This window comes from Ruegeria sp. CDSB114 (genome assembly GCF_059611025.1).
In genome coordinates this window covers 69,675-92,266 of record NZ_JBXWOT010000006.1, presented here as the reverse complement: position 1 = coordinate 92,266, position 22,592 = coordinate 69,675, and the positions used below count along the sequence as shown (strand labels likewise).

Annotated in this window: 21 protein-coding genes; 8 read left to right on the top strand and 13 right to left on the bottom strand. The window is 57.4% G+C overall.

From position 1 onward, the window contains the following. Window positions 1-19: 19 nt before the first annotated feature. Together motA and AC2FIP_RS14380 are read left to right on the top strand one after the other, a co-directional pair. Window positions 20-889 carry a flagellar motor stator protein MotA gene (gene motA, locus AC2FIP_RS14385; RefSeq protein ID WP_496786956.1) on the top strand — a complete coding sequence of 290 codons (870 nt, stop codon included), beginning with the start codon at window positions 20-22 and terminating at the stop codon, window positions 887-889. Continuing rightward, window positions 886-3,021: a hypothetical protein gene (locus tag AC2FIP_RS14380; RefSeq protein ID WP_496786954.1), complete on the top strand. Its 2,136-nt coding sequence runs from the start codon at window positions 886-888 to the stop codon at window positions 3,019-3,021. Before motA ends, AC2FIP_RS14380 begins: the two co-directional genes overlap by 4 nt. A 122-nt stretch (window positions 3,022-3,143) precedes the next feature. Here the strand turns inward: AC2FIP_RS14380 and betB are convergent, their stop codons facing one another. Then, window positions 3,144-4,598 (bottom strand): betaine-aldehyde dehydrogenase, encoded by a 1,455-nt coding sequence (betB, locus tag AC2FIP_RS14375; RefSeq protein WP_281995702.1) that lies wholly within the window; start codon window positions 4,596-4,598, stop codon window positions 3,144-3,146. A gap of 166 nt (window positions 4,599-4,764) precedes the next feature. Here betB and AC2FIP_RS14370 point away from each other — a divergent pair, with 166 nt between their 5' ends. Next, window positions 4,765-5,094, top strand: a complete 330-nt coding sequence (locus AC2FIP_RS14370; protein WP_496690257.1) for a hypothetical protein — start codon at window positions 4,765-4,767, stop codon at window positions 5,092-5,094. Window positions 5,095-5,107: 13 nt separating this feature from the next. Here the strand turns inward: AC2FIP_RS14370 and AC2FIP_RS14365 are convergent, their stop codons facing one another. Continuing rightward, a complete protein-coding gene (locus AC2FIP_RS14365) occupies window positions 5,108-5,611 on the bottom strand; it encodes a potassium channel family protein (protein ID WP_142638623.1) in 504 nt (167 codons plus the stop codon). 73 nt (window positions 5,612-5,684) lie between these two features. Further along, window positions 5,685-6,590 carry an oxygen-dependent tRNA uridine(34) hydroxylase TrhO gene (trhO, locus tag AC2FIP_RS14360; protein WP_496786952.1) on the bottom strand — a complete coding sequence of 302 codons (906 nt, stop codon included), beginning with the start codon at window positions 6,588-6,590 and terminating at the stop codon, window positions 5,685-5,687. A 96-nt stretch (window positions 6,591-6,686) separates the two neighbouring features. Between trhO and pncA the strand changes: the two genes are divergently transcribed. Then, window positions 6,687-7,280 (top strand): bifunctional nicotinamidase/pyrazinamidase, encoded by a 594-nt coding sequence (gene pncA / locus AC2FIP_RS14355; RefSeq protein ID WP_496697857.1) that lies wholly within the window; start codon window positions 6,687-6,689, stop codon window positions 7,278-7,280. Here the strand turns inward: pncA and AC2FIP_RS14350 are convergent. Continuing rightward, window positions 7,277-7,810, bottom strand: a complete 534-nt coding sequence (locus AC2FIP_RS14350; protein ID WP_281973310.1) for a hypothetical protein — start codon at window positions 7,808-7,810, stop codon at window positions 7,277-7,279. The genes pncA and AC2FIP_RS14350 overlap by 4 nt on opposite strands. 165 nt (window positions 7,811-7,975) lie before the next feature. On the opposite strand from AC2FIP_RS14350, the gene pncB reads away from it, so the two are divergent. Next, on the top strand, window positions 7,976-9,268 hold the full coding sequence (gene pncB / locus AC2FIP_RS14345) for a nicotinate phosphoribosyltransferase (RefSeq protein WP_142638615.1): 1,293 nt from the start codon (window positions 7,976-7,978) through the stop codon (window positions 9,266-9,268). Between the two features lie 3 nt (window positions 9,269-9,271). Here pncB and AC2FIP_RS14340 read toward each other — a convergent pair whose 3' ends face one another. Genes AC2FIP_RS14340 through AC2FIP_RS14315 form a run of 6 tightly spaced genes read right to left on the bottom strand, consistent with a single transcriptional unit; the run spans window position 9,272 to window position 16,685 of the window. After that, entirely contained in the window at window positions 9,272-10,723 is a 1,452-nt protein-coding gene (locus tag AC2FIP_RS14340; RefSeq protein WP_496786950.1) for an aldehyde dehydrogenase family protein, read from the bottom strand. A gap of 32 nt (window positions 10,724-10,755) precedes the next feature. Further along, entirely contained in the window at window positions 10,756-12,354 is a 1,599-nt protein-coding gene (locus AC2FIP_RS14335) for an ABC transporter ATP-binding protein (RefSeq protein ID WP_496786948.1), read from the bottom strand. Beyond that, window positions 12,351-13,166: an ABC transporter permease gene (locus AC2FIP_RS14330; RefSeq protein ID WP_496786947.1), complete on the bottom strand. Its 816-nt coding sequence runs from the start codon at window positions 13,164-13,166 to the stop codon at window positions 12,351-12,353. The genes AC2FIP_RS14335 and AC2FIP_RS14330 overlap by 4 nt, the downstream gene beginning before the upstream one ends. Further along, window positions 13,163-14,110 carry an ABC transporter permease gene (locus tag AC2FIP_RS14325; RefSeq protein ID WP_281973312.1) on the bottom strand — a complete coding sequence of 316 codons (948 nt, stop codon included), beginning with the start codon at window positions 14,108-14,110 and terminating at the stop codon, window positions 13,163-13,165. The genes AC2FIP_RS14330 and AC2FIP_RS14325 overlap by 4 nt, the downstream gene beginning before the upstream one ends. Before the next feature lie 40 nt (window positions 14,111-14,150). Then, window positions 14,151-15,170 (bottom strand): hypothetical protein, encoded by a 1,020-nt coding sequence (locus AC2FIP_RS14320; protein WP_496786946.1) that lies wholly within the window; start codon window positions 15,168-15,170, stop codon window positions 14,151-14,153. A gap of 27 nt (window positions 15,171-15,197) precedes the next feature. Then, complete coding sequence (locus tag AC2FIP_RS14315; RefSeq protein ID WP_496786945.1) at window positions 15,198-16,685, bottom strand: ABC transporter substrate-binding protein; 1,488 nt, start codon at window positions 16,683-16,685, stop codon at window positions 15,198-15,200. A 170-nt stretch (window positions 16,686-16,855) separates the two neighbouring features. On the opposite strand from AC2FIP_RS14315, the gene panB reads away from it, so the two are divergent. The 3 genes from panB (at window position 16,856) to glpK (ending at window position 20,084) form a co-directional block, all read left to right on the top strand. Next, window positions 16,856-17,695 (top strand): 3-methyl-2-oxobutanoate hydroxymethyltransferase, encoded by an 840-nt coding sequence (panB, locus tag AC2FIP_RS14310; protein ID WP_496702501.1) that lies wholly within the window; start codon window positions 16,856-16,858, stop codon window positions 17,693-17,695. Beyond that, window positions 17,692-18,534: a pantoate--beta-alanine ligase gene (gene panC / locus AC2FIP_RS14305; RefSeq protein WP_496786944.1), complete on the top strand. Its 843-nt coding sequence runs from the start codon at window positions 17,692-17,694 to the stop codon at window positions 18,532-18,534. Before panB ends, panC begins: the two co-directional genes overlap by 4 nt. Window positions 18,535-18,605: 71 nt before the next feature. After that, window positions 18,606-20,084, top strand: coding sequence for a glycerol kinase GlpK (gene glpK, locus AC2FIP_RS14300; protein ID WP_496786942.1), 1,479 nt, complete (start codon window positions 18,606-18,608; stop codon window positions 20,082-20,084). Between the two features lie 355 nt (window positions 20,085-20,439). On the opposite strand, the gene AC2FIP_RS14295 is transcribed toward glpK, so the two are convergent. The 3 genes from AC2FIP_RS14295 to idi form a co-directional block, all read right to left on the bottom strand. Continuing rightward, window positions 20,440-21,189 (bottom strand): hypothetical protein, encoded by a 750-nt coding sequence (locus tag AC2FIP_RS14295; protein WP_496786941.1) that lies wholly within the window; start codon window positions 21,187-21,189, stop codon window positions 20,440-20,442. 245 nt (window positions 21,190-21,434) lie between these two features. After that, window positions 21,435-21,911, bottom strand: coding sequence for an SsrA-binding protein SmpB (gene smpB / locus AC2FIP_RS14290; protein WP_271951849.1), 477 nt, complete (start codon window positions 21,909-21,911; stop codon window positions 21,435-21,437). A gap of 46 nt (window positions 21,912-21,957) precedes the next feature. Continuing rightward, entirely contained in the window at window positions 21,958-22,500 is a 543-nt protein-coding gene (idi, locus tag AC2FIP_RS14285; protein WP_496697875.1) for an isopentenyl-diphosphate Delta-isomerase, read from the bottom strand. Window positions 22,501-22,592 lie beyond the last annotated feature (92 nt).

The window sequence follows — 22,592 nt, the reverse complement described above, 5'->3', positions numbered from 1 at the left end:
AATTCGCCGGAGACCTCTTATGATCGGAATTGTCGGAATTGTTGTTATTTTCGTCATGGTGTTCGGCGGCTATTTGGCGGCTGGCGGGAAAATGACCATCATCATGAAATCCCTGCCGTTCGAGATGATGATGATTGGTGGCGCTGCGGTCGGCGCATTTATGATCAGCAATGACCTGAGCGCCGTGAAGCACACGATCAAGGATATGGCAAAAGTATTCAAAGGGCCGAAGTGGAAACCAGATGACTACCGTGACCTGCTGTGCCTGTTGTTTTCGCTGATCCGTATCGCCAAGGCCAACCCGGTCGAAGTCGAACAACATATTGAAGACCCCGAAATCTCGCCTCTGTTTTCGACTTATCCGAAAATTCAGGCCGACAAAGAAGCCGTCGATTTGATCTGCGACACAATGCGGGCTGCCTCTTTGAATTATGACGATCCCCACCAGGTCGAAGAGGTGCTGGAAAAGCGGATGGAGGCGAATTTTCACCACGCCATGCACTCTAGCCACGCGCTACAGACTGTTGCTGACGGCCTGCCCGCACTTGGAATTGTTGCGGCAGTTCTCGGCGTTATCAAAACGATGGGCTCAATTGATCAACCCCCAGAAGTGTTGGGAAAGCTGATCGGTGGCGCTTTGGTCGGGACGTTCCTGGGGGTCTTTCTGGCTTATGGGCTGGTCGGCCCATTTGCAGGAAAACTCAAATCCGTGGTGGAAGAAGACAATCATTTCTATCAGTTGATCAAAGAGGTTCTGGTTGCCAACCTGCACAACCACAATCCTGCCATGTGCATCGAAGTCGGACGGCAGAACACTCCCACCCATAACAGGCCGGGTTTCTCAGAACTTGAAGAGGCCTTGAAAGAGCTAAAGCAGGCAGCGGCATGATCCGATACGCCCTAATGGTTTCAGCGGCGCTTACGGCCGCTGGACAGGCTGGCGCGCGCGACATTTCTGTGCGATCGGGCGAGCATGACGGATATACGCGTCTTGTTGTGCAGGTGCCCCCGGGTACGGAATGGGGTCTGAAGCAAACGAAGAATGGCGCAAGACTAGACGTAGCGCTTTTTGATGCCGAATTTCAAACTGGGGCAGTGTTTCAGCGGCTGTCGCAGAACCGTCTGTCTGCGATCTCACAGACCAACCCGGGTGATGCGTTAGAGATGGAATTCGGCTGCGACTGCTTTGCCACCGCATTTCTGCATCAAAACACGATGATTGTTGTGGATATTGCGCCGGGGGCAGCCCTTCCACCGATCAGCAGCGACATTCCACCCCCAACGCTGCCCAAAGCCGCTGTGGTAAACGCCCCGCAGCCCGGGCCACAGGCGCTTGATCCTCTGGTATTGCCGCTTTTGAATCTCAATGCGCAGGTATTTGAGGACCAGCTATCGACGCGATTGTTGCAGGGCGCTGACCGAGATCTGGTTGATCTTGAACTATCTCAGATTGGGCCCAGGAACTCGAATGGCAATCAATCGCTCGACATGCCACCGCGTATGGACCTGAACATCGCAGTTACGTCGGTACTGGACGATCTGGATGGCTTGCTGGGACCGTCCATTCCACAACTGGAAAAGAAACCAGCCTGCATTTCCAGCGCCGAGCTAGGCTTTGACAGCTGGTCCGATGGGCGCCTGTTCCCCGAACAGGTGGCAGAGCTGCGCACTGGCCTGTTTCAGGAGTTCGATCGCGTTGACAAAGAACGGGCCATGAAGCTTGCCAAGCTCTATGCGTATTTCGGCTTCGGTGCCGAGGCGGTTCGCAGCCTTGGCTGGATTGGTGAAGAGACGCCGGAAACGAACCGGATTTCTGCGATTGCCGCTGTTCTGGACGACCGGCCACTGAAAGGGTCAAATCCATTCCGCGACCTACAGCGTTGCGAAAGTGACGCCGCAATCTGGGCCGCTCTGACCGAGGGTAAGCTTGCGGAGGATGCCCAGATAAGGGTTATGGAACAATCCTTTGCGCGACTACCGGATCATCTGCGTCGGCAAGTCGGACCTATGCTGTCCGACATTTTCGTTGCAGCCCAAAAACTTGAAGCCGCGCGGCGCGTCTTGCGGGCTGTTGATCGCATCGAAACCAAACCCAGCCCCGGCGCGATTCAGGCCGAGGCCGGTGTTGCAAAGGCCGAAGGTAATCAGGAAAAATCCGAAACCTTGCTGAAAGACGTGGTGGGCAGCTCGGAAGCGGGGCTCGAGGCGCCTCTGGCGCTGGCGCGACTGATTGAACAGCGGTGGGCGGAACGCGGGTCAGCCTCCGCCTGGGAGCTCGAACTTGCCGCATCTTATACGGTCGAATTGCGCCGATCTGAGATCGGCCCACTTATGCAACGTACATATGCGCTGGCGCTGAGTTTGGGCCAAGAGTTCGACCAGTCTTTTGATCTGTTAGAAGATATTCCGAATTCAGCTGAAACGCTGGACCGGGCCGTTCAAGTACTGACTGCGCGCGCCGACGACGATACCTTTTTGCGGCGCATCTTCAACCTGCCCGAACCGATGGCACAATCGCTGACAACCGAAACCGCAATCTCCATTGCCGAAAGGTTGGCATCGCTGGGGTTTGCCCGTCCAACGCTATTTTGGTCCAACCGACCTCAGGACACTATCAGGCGAAAGGACCGAGCCCTTTTGCGCGCGCAGGCGGCATTGTTGTCCGGCCAGCCACACAAAGCCTTGCTGGAGTTAGGAGATGACCCCTCGGACAAGGCCATGTCACTGCGGGCGCAGGCCGATCTGGATATAGGTGAGTTTGTAAATGCAGGGCGGGTATTGTTGCAGTTTGACAGGGTGAACGAAGCAGAAAGATTGTTCTGGCTTTCTGATATGGAAGACGTCCCGCAGCCTGAGGCCGACCAAAAATTTGGACAGGTCAGGCGGGCGACTCTGGCATTGGCAGAACCTGTAACCAGGATTGAAGAACGACCATTGGCGGATGCAACTGCCCTGCTTGAAAACAGCACCAACGCCCGAGAGAAAATCGCTCAGCTTCTCGCACTTGTGAGGGCAGACTGAAACGTCTGGGCAAAACTCAGGATGGCCACCCAGTCAGGGCTGATCTCCTGACAATCCGCGACATCCAATGCCCTGTTCCCGAGGGAAAACCCCATGAACAGAGCCTGAATTGGTGGATTTAGTCAGTAAGGCGCCTCGACGTCATTCATCGAGACATAGACCGTTTTCATCTCGCTGAAATGATTGATTGCCAATTTCGAGTTTTCCCGCCCGACCCCAGACATTTTTGACCCGCCAAACGGGGCTTCAACCGGTGCGAGGTTGTAGGTGTTGATATAGCAGGTGCCCGCCTCGAACGCGGCCACGATACGATGGGCTCGGGTCAGATCTTTGGTGAACACACCGGCTGCCAGACCGAATTCGGTGTTATTGGCGCGGGCCATCACCTCTTCCTCGGTTTCGAAATCCAACACTGACATAACCGGGCCGAAGATTTCCTCGCGCGCGATGGCCATGTCATCGGTCACATCGGCAAAGACGGCGGGCTGAATGTAGAACCCGTCGCCTTCGATACGCGCACCGCCATAGACCAAACGCGCACCTTCTGCCTTGCCTTTTTCAACATAACCCAGAGCGATATTCATCTGGTTTTCGCTGACCATCGGACCGAAATTAACCTCTTCATCCATCGGGTCGCCGATTTTCACATTCGCCAGACGCTGGGACAGGCGATCGAGGAAGGCTTCTTTGATGCCTTTGTGTACAAAAACGCGGGTGCCGTTGGAACAGACCTGACCCGAAGAGTAGAAATTCCCCAAAATGGCGCCAGACACGGCGTTTTCGATATCCGCATCGTCGAACACGATCATGGGGGACTTGCCGCCTAGTTCCATCGTGACATGCTTCATGCCATCGGCTGCTGCGGCATAAACCTTGCGCCCTGTCGGTACCGATCCGGTCAGCGAGACCTTGGCAACACGGGGGTCCGTCACAAGTGATGCGCCCACATCGCCATAACCCTGAATTACGTTATAGACACCCTTTGGTGCCCCGGCCTCGACCAGGATTTCGGCCACTTGCAGAGCAGACAAGGGCGTGGTCTCGGAAGGCTTGAATACCATCGTGTTGCCGCAGGCCAAAGCAGGCGCGCCTTTCCAGCAGGCAATCTGGGTTGGATAATTCCACGCACCGATTCCGACGCAAACCCCAAGCGCCTCACGGATCGTATATACGAAATCCCCACCACCCAGCGGGATATGCTCGCCGGTCAGCGAGGCCGCCAGACCTCCGAAATACTCCAACGCATCGGCTCCGCTAGTAGCGTCGGCAACCAACGTTTCCTGCAGCGGTTTTCCAGTATCGTGGGTTTCGATGATCGACAGATCACGATTGCGTTCGCGCATGATGTCCGCGGCGCGGCGCAGAACACGGCCCCTTTCGGTCCCAGACATCGCGGCCCAGTCTGCCTGTGCCGATTTTGCGCTGTTTAGAGCCTGATCTATGATCTGCGGAGTAGCAGAATGCAGCCGTGCGATCACTTCCCCTGTTGCAGGGTAGATCACGTCTATGGGTGCTCCGGTCGTATCGTCGACATATTCACCGTTGATGAAATGGCTCGCCTTGGGCTGAAATCTCATTGTGGGGATTCCCTGATCAGAAGCTGTTTCCTCCGCATCTATATTTTATTGACTCAGCAGTCAATAAAACTGATCCAGAGCGACTTCCTGCCAATTCCAACAGGCCGCGGCTTGAAATTTTCGGTTAATGTTCTATTTATGTTCTACATAGTCAGAGGATCAACCGATGGCCCATTCATTGCGAAACGCCGCCCCGCACGGCCCGACAAACGACTATCACCTGCTGCCCGCCACCGATCGGCAGATACGCTATGCCCGCGCCATCGCGGAGCAAACTGCACTTGAGATTCCGGTCGAGGCGCAGCGCGACCGTCAGTCCATGTCTGCCTGGATTTCCAAACACAAACCTGATGATCCCTCGCCATTTGCAAATTACCCGACCGGTAAGCAGGTTGCCTTTGCCGAACGTATCTCGCGCAGCAAACGCCGCCCAATCCCGTCGGAGTGTTTTCGCGACAAGCAGATGATGTCGCGTTGGATAGATCAAAACAAATAGACGAAATCAGAGCCTAATCCGGACTATGATTGCGGGCATACAACGCCACCGCCGCCGCGACGAACAGGCCCAGTAGGATATAGCCGGTCACCGCCTCGGCCACGGCCAGGGCGCGGCACAGCCCGGTTGGGGACATATCGCCGTACCCAACTGTGGTGAAGGTAACATAAGAAAAATACAGGATATCAGCGGGCCCTTGCGCCCCGATGACGCAATTATCCTGGTAGCCGAATGCGCCATAGGCAGCGGCGAACAGGAACGGAACGACCTGAATAAAAGACACACCCATCAAAAGCAGAATGCGGCGCGGTGATTTCACCTGAGTCATATAAAACCAGGATTGAGACACCATCCACACAACCAGCCCCACAGAGGCGATCGTACCGATCGTGTCACCTGCGGTGCCTTCGCTCAGACGGGACAGACCGAACCATGCGAGGAAACTGGCAACCACCATTGCGGCTGCCGCCAGCAGCGTTGATTTCCATTCTTCCAAAGTCGTGGGTTTTCGGGACATGAAATCTCCAACGCGCTGAAATCTCCGGGATTATCCGGTGGACTGTCCTGCGTGGCAACCAGATTTCAGCAAATCAGTCTGCGCCCAGATGCTCCTGTCCCCGCTGACGTGCCAGCAGGATCTGTTTTTGACGTTCCCGGAACCGGGTTTTGTCGACCTCAGAGGTTTCCTCTATGCATTGATGGCAGGACACGCCGTGTTCGTATTCGGCACGTTTCACATCCTCGGGAAGGATCGGGCGACGGCAGCCATGGCACAGGTTGTGCGGCCCTTCGACCAGCCCATGCCCAACAGATACGCGGTTGTCGAACACAAAGCATTCGCCCTGCCAGGTGCTGTTCTCGACGGGCATTTCCTCGAGATACCGCAGGATGCCACCTTTCAGGTGATAGACATCCTCGACCCCCTGACCCAACAGGTAATTGGTGGATTTCTCACACCGGATGCCACCCGTGCAGAACATCGCCACACGCTTATTGTGGAACCGGTCTTTGTTTTCTTCCCACCAGGTGGGGAATTCACGAAAACTGCTTGTTTCAGGGTCTAACGCGCCCTCAAACGTACCGATTGCCACCTCGTAATCATTTCGGGTGTCGATCACCACCACATCATCCGAGCGGATCAGATCATTCCAGTCTTCGGGCTCGACATAATTGCCGACACGGGCTTGCGGATCGATATCCGGTTGGCCCATGGTCACGATCTCTTTTTTCAGGCGTACCTTGATCTTGCCAAATGGCGGTTGGTCAGACGTGGCCTCTTTCAACTCCAGATCAGCACAGCCGGGCAGCGCACGGATATGGGCCAGAACCGCGTCAATGCCAGCGCGGGGTCCGGCAATAGTGCCATTGATCCCTTCCTGTGCCAGCAAGAGCGTCCCTTTGACCGATTGTGCGCGGCACAGCTCAAGCAAGGGCGCACGAAGGGCTTCGTGGTTGGCGAACCGGGTGAAATGATAGAGAGCAGCGATCGTATACATGCGGGCGGTCTAAACCCGCGCGGACAGAGTCGCAAGAGACCGGATTGACGCCCCTTGTCGCGCCCACTACCGATAACGCAACCGAAGGAGGTCCCCATGACCCATGCCCTTATTGTGATCGATGTTCAGAACGATTTCTGTCCCGGCGGTGCGTTGGCGGTTCCCGGCGGGGATGAGATCGTGGCTCCGATCAACGCGATGATGCCAGATTTTGACACGGTGATCCTGACTCAAGACTGGCACCCTGCGGGGCATTCGTCCTTTGCCAGCAGCGATGCGGGCAAAAACCCCTATGACATGACCGAGATGCCTTATGGGCCTCAGGTTTTGTGGCCAGATCACTGCGTGCAGGGAACAAATGGGGCAGCATTTCATGCGAACCTGCGTACGGATGGCGATCTGATCCTGCGCAAAGGGTTCCGCAGCAACATCGATAGCTATTCGGCGTTCTTTGAGAACGACCAGACCACGCCCACCGGGTTGGAAGGGTATCTGCGCACCCGTGAAATCGAGAGACTGACACTCGTCGGGCTGGCCACGGATTTCTGCGTCTACTACTCTGCGGTTGACGCAGCGCGGCTGGGTTTCGACGTGTCAGTTCAGATGAGAGCCTGCAGGGCAATTAACCTGGATGGGTCATTGGCCTCGGCAGAGACCGCGATGAAAGATGCTGGCGTTCGGCTGATTTAAGGGGTTGCCCCCGCAGCCGCCAGATACTTGAGCAGCGCAAAGATAATCACCGCCAACCCCAAAGCAAACCCAACCCGGCCTGGTACAGTTCGGCGATTTGGTCCGGCCGATTCCGCCTGCTGTGGCCTGGGTTTCCACATCGGAACCTCTTTGGGCAACCCGGCGCGCGGCTTAGCGGCTTTTACATCGTTCATGAACTTCAGGAAATCAAACTCGCCGCAATATTCGCCTTTGACTCCCGTCGTCCGGATATTGTGAAACAAGGCTCGCAGAATGCGATCCCTGTCCGCCGTATCCTGTGGACGGTAATATCCATGGGTAATCTCGCTGCGCGTCGAATCCAGACCAAAACCGGCATCATGAAAAATTTTGCGTATTTTGGGTGACGCTGCCCGCAATGCATCGGCTGTTTTCACATTCCGAAACAGCGCACGCACCTTGCGTCCGTTTTGCGCCCCTGACGGGGTCGCCTCCGGATCGTTTTCCCCCGAAGCGATCGTTACAATATCAAAGTCGTACTCGAGAACCATTCACTAACTAAACCTCGACTATCCATCCCCCTCTTTCCACTAACCGGTGAAAAGACCCCACAATATGCTCGCATTGTGACTTGACCTTGTCATTGTCATCAATTTAGCGACTCTTGCCATTCCACGCACCTATTGATCTAACAACGGAAATCGCAGGAGTTCCCAATGGTCGATATTGCGACGCGAGTATACAATCACAAATGGAAGATTGACCCGATTGTCCGGTCTTTAATCGACACAGACTTCTACAAACTGCTGATGTGCCAGTCAGTGTTTCGAAATAAGCCCCAAACGGATGTGGTGTTTTCACTAATTAACCGGTCGAATCACATTCCATTGGCTGAATTGATTGATGAGGGGGAGCTGCGCGAACAGCTGGACCACATTCGGTCACTCAGCCTGAGCCGGGGGGAAAGCACTTGGCTGCGCGGCAATACCTTTTATGGCAAACGTCAGATGTTCCGTTCGGATTTCATGGGGTGGTTCGAGAACCTGCGACTGCCGCCCTATCACCTTGAACGCAAAGGTGATCAGTACGAATTGACCTTTGAAGGCAAATGGCACGAGGTCATGCTGTGGGAAATTCCCGCATTGGCAGTCCTGATGGAGCTGCGATCCCGCTCGGTGCTGAATGCGATGCGGCGGTTCGAGCTACAAATTCTCTATGCTCGTGCGATGACCCGTGTATGGGAGAAAATCGAACATCTACGAGGGATTCAGGGGCTGGGCATCGCCGATTTCGGCACCAGACGGCGGCATTCCTTTCTTTGGCAGGACTGGTGCGTCCAAGCCATGATCGAAGGTCTGGGCCCTGCATTTACCGGCACCTCGAACTGCCTGATCGCCATGCGGCGCGAGGTCGAGGCCATCGGCACCAATGCCCACGAGTTGCCCATGGTTTACTCTGCGCTGGCTGATACTGATGAGAAACTGGCGCAGGCACCCTATGACGTGCTTAGCGATTGGCACGAGGAACATGACGGCAACCTACGGATCATCCTGCCTGACACCTATGGCACCAAGGGTTTTCTGGACGACGCGCCAGATTGGTTGGCGGGATGGACTGGCATCAGAATCGACAGCGGTGATCCGGCAACCGGTGCAGAAACTGCGATCAAATGGTGGCAATCGCGCGGTGAGGATCCCAAACAGAAACGCGTGATCTTTTCTGACGGTCTGGATGTCGGCAAAATCCGCGAACTGCAAAGTCAGTTTGCAGGCCGCACCAAAGTATCCTTCGGCTGGGGCACGCTGCTGACCAATGATTTCAGAGGGCTGGTTCCCGATGACGCGCTGGCACCCTTCTCGTTGGTCTGCAAGGCGGTTTCGGCCAATGGTCGCCCGACGGTCAAACTGTCGGACAACCCGGAAAAAGCGATGGGTCCGGCAGATCAGATCGAGCGCTACAAACGTGTCTTCGGCGTCGGCGTGCAACAGCCAATCGAGGTCATCGTTTAGGCCCTAACCATGGAACGCAGCTACCGTTTTCACCTGTGAGAACCCGTACAGCGCTTCGAACCCTTTTTCGCGACCATGGCCGGATTTCCCGACACCGCCAAAGGGCAGCTCCACACCGCCGCCAGCGCCGTAATTGTTGATAAACACCTGCCCCGACCGCAACTTCTTTGCCAGCCGCATCTGCCGCGCACCATCGCGTGTCCAAATGCTGGCAACCAGCCCGTAATCGGTGGAGTTGGCGATCTGCAGGGCCTCTTCCTCGGTCTCAAAGGGGATCAGCACTTGGACTGGGCCGAAAATCTCATCCTGTGCCAAAACATGATCAGGGGGTACGTCGGCAAACAGGGTCGGTTGCACATAGGCGCCAGTCTCGGGTGCGTGACCAACAATCGGCCCCTGGCCCACGATATTCAGATCTGCGCCTTTGTCGATAAATCCGGTCACGATGTCCTTCTGACGTGCTGAAATCAGGGGCCCCAGGCGCAAATCTTCGGACGCGGGCCCAACGGTCAACTCGGAATAGGCCGAGGCCATGCGCGATTTGACCTGCTCATACACTGCGCGTTGCACCAGAACGCGGGAGGAGGCCGAACAGGTCTGCCCTGCGTTCTGAACGCCCGCATTCACCAGAAATGGCAGGGCCGCATCCAGATCTGCATCGTCGAACACCAGCTGCGGGGATTTCCCGCCCAGCTCCAGCGTCACTGGCACCACGTTATGCCCAGCGGCCTGTTGCACCAACGCGCCGGTGGCAACGGAGCCGGTGAAGGATACATGCTGAATCCCCGGATGCGCCGACAGCGCCGCCCCGGCCTCGGCCCCCAGCCCCGGAACCACGTTCAAAGCGCCCGCCGGCAACCCGGCCTGCTGCGCCAGATGGGCAAAGGCAAGCGCGGTCAAACAGGCCTCTTCCGCTGGCTTCAGCACACAGGCATTGCCCATCGCCAAAGCCGCCCCGACAGAGCGGCCGATGATCTGCATAGGATAATTCCACGGCACAATGTGGCCTGTCACACCATGCGGTTCACGCAGGGTATAGACGGTATAGCCATCCAGATAAGGGATCGTTTCGCCCATCACCTTATCCGCCGCGCCTCCGTAAAACTCGCAATACCGCGCCAGTGCCACCGCATCGGCGCGCGCCTGTGTCAGGGGTTTGCCGACATCCATCGCCTCCAACGCGGCCAGATCATCGACACGCTCCAGCACCATCTGACCCAACCGGGTCAGAATGCGCCCGCGCTCTAACGCGGATTTGCGGCCCCAGTCCCCATCCAGCGCCTTTTGCGCCGCGTTCACCGCAGCATCGATGTCATCAGCATCCCCGCGCGCGATCCGACATAGCTCGGACCCGTCCGACGGGTTGATCAGCGGCAAATCTGCCTGAGACGCAGGCCGCTGCCACGCGCCGCCAATCAGGCACAAGCTGGGATCGAACCACAGGGGATTGGTCATGTCAGGCTCCATTTCGTCTCTAACATTGTAGTTTACGCCACATTCTGACCGATATCCGGCAGGGTCGGTGCGGCGGCGATCAGGGTTTGGGTATAGGGGTGCTGCGGGTCGGAAAAGACCTGTTCCGTCTCGCCCTGCTCGACAATCTGCCCTGCCTGCATCACCAAAACCCGGTCGGTGATCGTACGCACGACGCTTAGATCATGGCTGATGAACAGATAGGTTAGGTCATAAGCAGCGCAGAGCTCGGCCAGCAGATCCAGAATTTGCGCCCGGACAGAAACATCAAGGGCCGAGACCGCCTCATCAAACAAGATCAGTTCGGGCCGGATGATCAGGGCACGGGCGATGGCGATACGCTGCCTCTGCCCGCCCGAGAATTCGTGAATGTACCGACCCGCGTCATCGGGGCTGAGACCTACGGCTGTCAGAATCTCGGCGATCCGATCCTGCTGCTCGGACCCGGTTGGGGGATGTTCGAGCAGGTGAAACGGCTCGGTGATCAGGCGCGTGACCCGGTGTCGGGGGTTGAAGCTGCCATAGGGGTCCTGGAACACAACCTGCATCTTACGCCGGACGGCCAGATTGGGTTTGTGCCCGGTGAATACTGGCTGCCCGTCCAGCAGAATCTGGCCGCTCTGCACCTCTTCCAGCCCCAGGATAGCCCGTGTTAGGGTCGTTTTTCCGCACCCGGACTCTCCGACTAGGCCCAAGCGCTCGCCTTTGTTCAGTGTAAAGCTGACCCCAGCCACAGCCCTGTGGTGTCGCGGCGCATCAAACAAGCCCTTTCGGGGCAAACGGTAATCCCGGACCACCTGTGCAACCTCAAGCAAAGGCTGTGCCTGTTTGGGTTCCGGCAGGTCAACCTGATGGCCCGAGGCCCGGAACAGCATGCGTGTATAGGGATGCTGCATGTTCCGCAGCAAGGGTTCGGTGGCGCCGGCCTCGACGACTTCGCCATAGCGCATGACGATGATCCGGTCGGCCATATCGGCCACAACCGCCAGATCATGGGTGATCATTAGCAATCCCATGTCATATTCGCGCACCAACCCCGTGAGCAGGTCTAAAATCTGCGCCTGCGTAGTGACGTCCAGCGCCGTCGTAGGTTCGTCCGCGATCAGCAACCTTGGGCGCAACGCGATGGCCATGGCGATCACCACGCGCTGACGCTGACCACCGGACAGCTCATGCGGATACCTGGACAGAGGGAACCTTTCGGGCGGAAGGCCGACGCGCGTCAGCACTTCTTCGGCACGGGACTGGGCCTGTGCAGTAGGCATGGCTTTGTGGATCAGGATTGTCTCCATCACCTGGTCCCCGATGGTTTTGACCGGGTTGAGCGCGGTCATGGGTTCCTGAAACACCATCCCGACCGAGGTGCCACGCAGGGCGCACATCTCATCCTCGGAACAGTTCAGCAGGTCCAGCCCGTCCAACCGGATCGCGCCCGCGGCATCCGCACCGTTTGGCAGCAGTTGCATCACCGCCAACGCCGTCATGGACTTGCCCGAACCGCTTTCACCGGTGACGGCGACGATCTCACCCGACGCAACAGACAGGCTGACCTGTTTGAGGATCTCCATGCCATGAATCGACAGGTTGAGATTTTCAATTTCCAGCAGGTTCATGCGCGCGCCACCCGTATTCTTGGGTCCAGCCAATCCCGCAAACCGTCGCCCAGCAGGTTCAGCCCCAAAACAGTGACAATGATTGCAAGCCCCGGAATCAGAGCCAAATGCGGGGCAAAACTGACCATCGTCTGCGCATCTGCCAACATCCGGCCCCAACTGGGCGTAGGCGGTTGCGCACCCAACCCGACATAGGACAGGCCTGCCTCGGCAAGAATGCCAAGGCTGAACTGGATGGTGCCCTGTACGATCAGCAAGTTCGCCACATTCGGCAGGATATGTTCCGCCGATATCCGCGCCGCGCCCTTGCCCGAGACTCGGGCGGCCAGGATGAACTCTCGCTCCCACAGGGACAGCGCAGCGCCACGGGTGATACGGGCAAAGACCGGAATGTTGAAGATACCGATTGCAATGATGGCGTTGACCGCCCCGGCACCGAAAACGGCAGTGATCAGGATGGCGATGACCAACGACGGGAAAGCAAAAACCAGATCGTTGCCGCGCATGATCACCTCATCCAGCCACGCGCCTTTGCGCGCCGCTGCCGCCAGACCAAGTGGCACGCCCAATGTCATGCCGATCCCCACCGCCACCAAGGCCACAGCGATTGAAGTGCGCGCACCCACCATGATCATTGAGAACATGTCCCGCCCAAAATGATCGGTGCCAAACCAGTGCTGCGTATTGGGTGGTTGCAGCTTGGCGGGAATATTCAGCGCGGCGTGCGCATAGGGCGTCCAGACAAAGGAAAGTGCCGCCGCCAAGACCACCAGCGAGGAGAGTACTGCACCAAGGATGAGGTTGCGGCTCATGTCCTGCTCCTCAGACGGGGGTCAACGGCGGCGTAGGCGAGATCAACTAGAAAATTCACCGTGATCACTGCAAAAACCAGCAGCATGACGACCGATTCCACCACGATCAGATCGCGGGCCGAGATCGCCTGAAACACCAAGCGTCCGAGGCCGGGCAGGTAAAACACCTGTTCGATAATGATGGACCCGGCCAGAAGAAAGGAAAACTGCAGCCCGATGATAGTCAGCACCGGGATCAGCGCATTGCGCACCCCGTGACGCCACAGCGCCTGTCGGCGGGACAGGCCCTTGGCCCGTGCGGTGCGCATGAAATCCTCACCCAGAATATCCAGCAGGGCCGACCGCATGACCCTTGCAAGAATCGCCGCCTGTGGCAGAGCCAGCGCTATGGCTGGCAGGGTCAGCGAGTGCAGACCGGTCCAAAACCCGCCGTCCCAGCCTGCGAACCCTCCAGCGTTGAACCAGCGCAGATTGATGGCAAAGACCAGCACCAGCATCATGGCGAACCAGAAATTGGGCACGGCGATGCCGAGCTGTGTGGCCCCCATGACCGCCACATCGCCGGGCCGCCCCCGGCGCGCAGCAGCGTAAATCCCTGCGGGAAAGGCGATCAGGGTTGAAAGGGTCAGTGCATAAAGCGCCAGCGGCAACGACACCCAAAGTCGGTCCGCAATCATCTGAGACACCGGCGTGCGATAGGTGTATGAGGTGCCGAAATCCCCGACCAGCATTCCGCTGACCCAGTTGAAATAGCGCTGCGGTTTGGACACATCCAACCCCAGCTCGGCCCGCAGCGCGGCTAGCGTGTCCGCCTGCGCGTTGACGCCAAGCATGAAGGATGCCGGATCGCCCGGCGCGACCTCGATCACTGCAAAAATGACCACCGAGGCGATAGCCAGGCTGATCACCAGCGAAATCAGACGTTTGAGGGCATAGCGTAGCATTACAAACAGGTTACGGGTGCGAGCCGCGCCTACGCAACAGCTACTTGTAGGACTGCTGCTCTTGCCGGACTAAATCGGTCGCGCAGGTCGAAAGCTTCGCCGCGGGTGCGCTGTCCACCAGCGTTTCCAGATTTGTCTCGGTTCGGGCTAGTGCCGCCCGACGAAGGACCATCAGGCGCGCGCGAGGACTATCCAGAAACTGCTCCTGCGGGATGAGCGTTTCCAGCGGGCTGTCGATGCGGATGACCTCGAAATAGCCGCCAAACAGGGCAAGGAAGGCAAAGGCGCAGTTTGGTGCCTCGGCCCCGCATTGGTCAGAACAGAGCTGCGCGATGGGGCGGGTCGACTGGGATGTCATCAACCAGTTTTCCACCGCCGGGCGCCAGCTATTGTCCACAGACAGATCGCCATATCCCAGCCCCAGGGCCAGCAATCCCGCCATGCCCAGCGCCTGATCGGAATTCATGTCAACTGGATCAGGCTGAATGTGGCGCAGCGCGGCCAGACCGTCGCCGCGCGGCTCGGGATCGACCGTCAGATAACTCAGGTAAGGTTTGAGGTCCTGCATCAGCTGCCCATCCGCCAACAGATCGCCGCGCATTTCTGGATCGCCATAGAGCGCCACAATTCGCGTCGGGTAGTCCGTAGCTTGATGTTCTCCCAACGCATTGAGCTGGGCAATCAACTTCGGATCTGGTGTGGGGCGTTTGGCATCCAACAGCGCTTGGGCAAGCTCATTTCCACCTTTCGCCTCGACCAACAGCCAGGATCGGCCAAAGGCCGTCAGGTCTTTTTGACGAAACAGCTTGCGCGAACCCATTCGGCCCAGCGATTGGCGGAACGGAGATGGTCCAAGATCGGCGGTTTCAATTCGCCCCAACAGCAGACGTGCCTGCGCGTCACCATCAGCCGCCAGCTCCGCCAGCAGTGGCAGAGCGCGTTCATCATCGCCCTCCAGCCATAGTGTCACCGCCTGCTCAAGCGGCGTATCCCCTTTAGCAACCGGCGCAATCACGGCTAAAACCGCGATCATCAACGCAACGAGGGTTGATCTTCTCATGCGCCGGTCTCCTCTCTGGAACTGGTCTTATTCCGCCCAACTGATGGCGGTCAGGTCGATGGCCGCTGTGGGTGCGTTTTCCCAAAGGCCCTGAACGCCAGCCTTGGCAACGCCAAGCTTGGCCAGCTGGAACAGATACCCGTTGACGTAATCATTTGCGATCAGACGCTGCGCTTCGCCCAACAGGCGGGTACGCTCATCAGGGTCGGTGGTGGCGTTCAACGTCTCCATCAGCGTCTGAAAGTCGATGCTGTCATACTGGAAATAGTAGTCGGGCCGCGCATAGATGCCGATATCCATCGGCTCGGTATGGCTGACGATAGTCAGACCAAAATCCTTGCCCTTGAACACCGATTCCAGCCACTGCGCCCATTCGACATTGATGATTTCAGCCTCGATCCCGACCTCGGCCAGTTGCGCGGCGATGATCTCGCCTCCGCGGCGAGCATAAGAAGGCGGCGGCAGGTGCAGAGTGGTCTTGAACCCTTCGGCATAGCCCGCATCGGCCAGCAACTGCGCGGCCTTCTTGGGGTCATACGCCGAATTGCCGGTCAGATCGACATAGGCCGGGTTGTGCGGGGCAAAATGCGTTCCGATGGGCGTGCCATAGCCGAACATCGCGCCGTCAACAATTGCCTGACGGTCGATGGCATGGGCCAGCGCCTGCCGCACCCGGATGTCGTCAAAGGGCGGCTGCTTGTTGTTGGTGGACAGAATCGTCTCACCCTCGGTCGAGCCGACAAGCACTTGAAAGCGCGGATCAGCCTCGAACTGCGGCATGTTCTCAGGCGCCGGGAAAATGTCGAACACATCCACATCTTCGGCCATCATGGCGGCAAAGGCGGCGGTCGGGTCCGAGATGAACTTGAATGTAGCAGACTCTAACGCGGGCTGATCACCCCAATAGTCGGGGTTTCGCGTCAGCGTGATGCTGTCCCCCTGCACCCAGTCCCCAAAGGCAAACGCGCCGGTGCCGACCGGGTTGGTCTTGATCGCCTCTATGCTTTCGGGGGCGACAATCACCGCATCCCCCCAGGCCATATTGAACAGGAAATTCCCGTTTGGTCCTGACAGGGTGACCCTGACGGTCAACGGATCCACGACCTCAACGCTTTCGATCCCGGCAAACAGGGCCTTTTGTGCATTGGCGCTGTCTTCAGCGCGGGCCCGGTCAAGGCTGAATTTGACGTCCTCGGCATCCATGGTGGTGCCATCGTGGAAGGTCACACCATCGCGCAGCTTAAAGGTATAGACGGTGCCGTCGTCTGATATCTCCCAGCTTTCCGCCAGCCCGGGCACGACCGATCCGTCGCCCATGAACCGGGTCAGACCTTCGAAGATATTGGTATAGACAACCGAATCGATGGCCTGTGCCGCAGCGCTGGTCGGGTCCAGATGCGGCGGCTCAAGCTGCATTGCGATGGTGATGTCGGATTTGGCCAGGGCTTGGGTGGCTATCAAACTGGCTCCAATCGCCAGCGCCGATGCAAAAGACCGAAACATCTGCTTTGTCATATCGTTGTCTCCCCACTGAAACTGCGTGGTCCTGCATGTCGCGGACCGGTCTGCGGACCAATGTCCCTTTAAACCTTAGGTCAATCAAGGAAATGTTCGCGCAACCGGGCTATCTTTGGCCCGGCCCAATCTGCTATGCCGCACCGCAACATGAACCGCGAGGAGCGAGCATGAGCGCCACCGCCCGCAAAAGAGCCCCGAATGCCGTGGATATTCGCGCCCGAAAAGGTGGCGAGCCACTGGTCAGTCTGACCGCATATACAACTCCGATGGCCCGACTGATGGATGATCATTGCGACTTTGTTCTGGTCGGTGACAGTGTCGGCATGGTGCTACACGGGTTGGAATCCACCCTTGGCGTGACGATGGAGATGATGATCCTGCATGGTCAGGCTGTTGCTCGCGGGCTGGACAAGGCGATGATGGTCATCGACATGCCCTTTGCCAGTTACGAGGAAAGCCCCGCACAGGCGTTCCGCAATGCTGCCCGCCTGATGGCCGAAACCGGTGCCGGGGCCGTCAAGCTTGAGGGCGGTGTCGAAATGGCCGAGACCATCCGCTTTCTGGTCAAGCGCGGCATCCCGGTGATGGCGCATATCGGCCTGACCCCACAGTCGATCAACACGCTGGGTGGATACAAGGTGCAGGGCCGTGATGATCAGGCACAGACGGTACTGGCCGATGCCCATGCCGTGGCTGATGCAGGCGCCTTTTCCCTTGTGTTAGAGAAGGTCCCGCAGGGTCTAGCCAACCAAATCACTGCCGAGGTCGCCATCCCTACTATCGGCATTGGCGCGTCCGCCGAATGTGACGGGCAAATACTTGTGGTGGACGACATGGTCGGCTTTTTCACCGCTTTCAAACCGAAATTCGTCAAACGATATGCCGAGCTGGGGCCACTGGCCGAGGCCGCCATCGCCGAGTACGCCGCCGAAGTGCGCGCACGCGCTTTCCCCGCCGATGAACATGTCTTTGCCGATCAGGCTCCGTCACAGGGCTCAGCTAAATGACCGCTCCGATCCTGCGTCACCTCTCCGATGTGCGCGCCTTGACCGCCAACTGGCGCAAGAAAGGTGAGGCAATCGGCGTCGTCCCAACTATGGGCGCGTTGCATCCGGGGCATCTGTCTCTGGTTGAAGCGGCCAAAAATGGCACCGACCGAGTTATCGTGACAATTTTCGTGAACCCAAAGCAGTTTAACAACCCCGAGGATCTGGCCAATTATCCGCGCACCGAAATCGAAGATGCTCAGAAACTGGCCCCCTATGGCGTTGATGCAATTTATGTGCCGGACCCGGACGAGATCTACCCGCAAGGCTTTGCCACTACCGTATCTGTAACTGGCCTGACCGATGTGATGGAGGGCGAATTCCGCCCCGGCCATTTCGATGGCGTCGCCACTGTGGTCGCCAAACTGTTCCTGCAAACCCAGGCAGACAGAGCCTATTTTGGGGAAAAAGACTATCAACAGCTGCTTGTCGTGCACCGCATGGCGCGTGATCTGGATATCCCGATCGAGGTGATCGGCTGCCCCACGGTGCGTGAACCTTCGGGTCTGGCCATGTCCTCACGCAATCAGCGCCTCTCGCCCGAGGGAATGGAGATTGCAGCGCACAAACACCGCATCATGCTGGATCTTGCCAACGCGCTAAAGAACGGCGCCCCGTTCGACACACTGGCAGCACAGGCCAGAACCGATCTTTTGGCCGCAGGTTTTACACAAGTGGAATATATCCAACTGCGCTGTGCGGAATCTCTGAACCCGCTGACACATGCCGACCGACCCGCCCGCCTGTTTGCCGCGGCCTGGGCGGATGGAGTGCGTCTAATCGACAATATTCCCGTCTGAACACTCTGGTACGCAACCGACTGTTTGCGCTAAAGTCTCGCAAAACCAAATGCGAAGGGGGGGGCGCAGGCGTGACCTATATTCTTGCCATTGATCAGGGCACCACATCATCACGGGCCATTCTGTTCGACGCGGACATGCAACGGGCAGGCACCGCGCAGCATGAATTCACGCAGCATTTCCCACAAGAAGGCTGGGTCGAACACGATCCCGAGGAAATCTGGGACAGCGTCCTACGTGTCTGCCGCGAAGTGATGCAGAGCGTTGGCGCAACCCCCGATCAGATCGCCGGTATCGGCATCACCAACCAGCGTGAAACAACCGTGGTCTGGGATAAACAGACCGGCGAGCCGATCCACAACGCAATCGTCTGGCAGGATCGACGCACTGCCGATATCTGCGCCCGCTACAAGCAGGCCGGGTGCGAGGATGACGTGACCCAGCAGACCGGGCTGTTGCTGGACCCGTATTTTTCTGGAACCAAAGTCAAATGGCTACTGGACAATGTCCCCGGCGCCCGCGACCGCGCCGAGGCAGGCGAGCTACTGTTCGGCACCATCGACAGTTTCCTGATCTGGCGCCTGACCGAAGGCCGCAACCATGTGACAGACGCCACCAACGCTGCCCGCACACTGCTGTTCGACATCCACAAAGGCTGTTGGAGCACCGAGATCTGCGATCTGTTGGATGTGCCCATGTCCATGCTGCCCGAGGTACAGGATTGCGCCTCGGACTTCGGAGAAACGACTCTGATTGGGGGAGATATCCCGATTCTGGGTGTTGCGGGCGATCAGCAGGCCGCGACCATCGGGCAGGCCTGTTTCCAGCCCGGCATGATGAAATCGACCTATGGGACGGGGTGTTTTGCGCTGTTGAATACCGGGCCTCAGCCGGTCGCCTCGAAGAACCGCCTGCTGACAACGATTGCCTATCAGTTGGACGGGCAAAAAACCTATGCGCTTGAGGGGTCGATCTTTGTCGCAGGGGCTGCGGTGCAATGGCTGCGCGATGCGCTGCAGATCATCGAAACCGCCCCGGAAAGTGGCGAGCTGGCGCAGCAGGCCGACCCCAACCAGCATGTTGTGCTGGTGCCCGCATTTACCGGATTGGGCGCGCCCTATTGGAAACCCGATTGCCGGGGCGCGGTCTTTGGGCTGACCCGCAATTCCGGCCGGGCAGAATTTGCCAAGGCAACACTGGAAAGCATCGCCTATCAGACCCGAGACCTGTGGCATGCCATGCAGGGCGACTGGGGCGCAGATACCGATGTCATCTTACGCGTCGACGGCGGTGCCAGCGCATCCGATTGGGCGATGCAAGGCCTGTCGGATTACCTCGGCGCCGAGGTCGACCGACCCGTGATGCAGGAAACCACCGCTCTGGGCGCGGCCTGGCTGGCCGGTATGCGCGCGGGCATCTACCCTGATCAACAGGAATTCGCGGAAACCTGGGCGCTGGATCGCCGGTTCGAACCCAAACTATCCGCAGAGGAACGCGACGCCGCCTATGACCGCTGGCAACGCGCTGTTCAGGCGGCCATGGCATTCTAATCGCTGCCGCATTTGGGCTCTGCTTTGTTCAAACTTGGGTTCTTATGGGGCCACCTGTGCGAACGGTGAATTTCTACGGCAAGTCAGTGCTGCGAGTAAGGCTGTTGGTCAATGTCGGTAGAGCGGACAAAGCGGGCATTAGCTGCAATTGAACCAACGTCTGCTTCCAAAAATCATATAATGCTATACCCTTTGACGTTTTAATCGAGCTTTCTACACCGAGACACCTTTTTGAGTATGCGTTATGCTGAGCACTTGCCCAACTATGACCGCTCCCAGATGCGCCTTTAAAAATAACGTTGTTGAAAAACTCACTGTCTATTGCTGTTTTTGGGAAATGAAAGTTGCCCTTGATTTAGTTGCATATGTTCTTGTCAGTATCCCTGACTTCAGTATTTTGGATTGCATTTTCGAGTTCCGCCAAAGAATTGGACCAGTCACTCAGGTCCAAGGTTTCCCAATCGGAAGCGGGAGTAGGCCAGTGACCCTCTAAGTCCGACGCAGTATTAAAGGTTACGGAAATCATAGATTTACTTCGCTTCAGACCCGAAAGAAGGCAATTGCGTCTCTCGGAGTCTTCACTGTCGAGTACTCGCCCATTGTTGCAAGATACTTTTACCGGATACCCAAACAATTTTGCATTTTTGGGCACAAAAAGCTCGGTGCCGGATTGTAGCGTCCTGCTCTTTGGAAACGTACCCATCCATGTATCGAAATCCGCCCAAACCCCACTGTACAGCCGTAGCTCGCGAATTTTGTAAGGCGAGTTTCGACCAAGCAAGGTGTCCAGCAAAGGTGGCTGAGAAGAATCTTCGCTTGGGGAGCCAAGAACGATGAGCTTTGCTTTCAAAGGTGCGTTGACGAGGACTTTCTGGATCCGCTCGGGGTCCATTCGGTACAATGATCGGAAATCTCGCAGTGATCCATCGGGTTGAACAATTTTCAATTGAGGAACCAGCGGGACACTCAAAAGCTGCTTGCCTAGGCAAACAGGAAGAATTTTCACGACCGTCGAGTCGGCGCCTGTGTTGCTTCTCGCTTCGGTAAGCGAGATTGAAGCTATCAATATTCCGGCAAACCAAACGGATAGCATATTCCTACTCACGTCCTCGATCCTTGATACAAATTTTCTGGTTTAAGGAGAGTAAATTAGCCTCCACTCACACAATAGGCGTCAACTGAATTTAAGTTGTCAACGATGCTTAGGGTAAAATTTTGAGCTGCCATTCGAACAGAACACAGCATTGGACACTTTGTGCTCAAACCGGACATCTGCCGTCTCCGTAGCCCTGGTAGCCTGATTGAGAACGCGAGGATCAAATCCATCCGACAACCGATAATCGAGCGCCTTTAGCTGTGATCTTTCAGCAAGCGTTGCTTTTGCCGTGACCAGTCGCGCTTGGCCTGGGTTTCGCGCTTGTCGTGGTTTTTCTTACCCTTGGCGATGCCGATCTTAATCTTGGCCAGGCCCTTATGGTTGAAATACAGCACCAGCGGCACAAGGGTCATGCCCTTGCGCTGCGTCGCGTTCCACAGATTTGACAGTTCCTTGCGCGACACCAACAGCTTACGGCGGCGGCGTTCTTCGTGTTTGAAGACCTTGGCCTGTTCGTAGGGGGCGACATAGCTGTTGACCAACCACAGCTCTCCGTCATCAACCGTGGCATAGCTTTCGGCGATGTTCGACCCGCCTGCCCGCAGGGATTTGACCTCGGACCCGTGCAGAATGATGCCGCACTCGATATCCTCTTCGATCGCGTAATCGAAGCGGGCGCGCCGGTTTTCGGCAATGACTTTGTAATTCGGGTCTGTCTTCTGCTTGGCCATGACGGGTTGATTTATGCCCCTTGGGCGGACCTTGCAAGCAGGTGCATCAGGATTTGGCCGAGATAATCAGATCGGGGCCGAAAATCGTGTCGGCGTGGTTGTGCAGATAGATTTTCAGCCAAGGCGTAAACCGGTCAGGATGGCGCTGCACCTCGGCCAGCAGATCGTGGTAGTCGATCCAGCGGATATCCATCACTTCATCTGGGTTCGGCTCGATCTTCAGTGGTCCTCGAACATGGGCCAGGAATACGTCTACCACCTCATGCTCGATCAGCGAATTGCCGACATCGGCGTGATATTCCAAACGGTGACGATATTCGGGGTATAACCCGGTGATCCCCAGTTCCTCGCGCAGGCGGCGGACGGCACAGACCGAGGGCATTTCACCCCAGTCAGGATGGGTACAACAGGTATTCGCCCACAGGCCGGGCGTGTGGTATTTGCCCATTGCCCGGCGCTGCAGCAAAATCTCGGTGCCGCGCACAACAAAGACCGACACCGCCTTGTGCCGCAGACCCTTTTCATGGGCCTCAAGCTTTTCAACGGGGGTCAATTCACCATCAACCCAGGCCGGGATCATGATTCCCATTTGTCGTCTCCTGCTGCCGATCCGCCTATGCGACCGGGATTCCGGAAGGGCTGTGACCCGATAGGCGTGGCTGTCTGGTGCAAAGCGTGAAA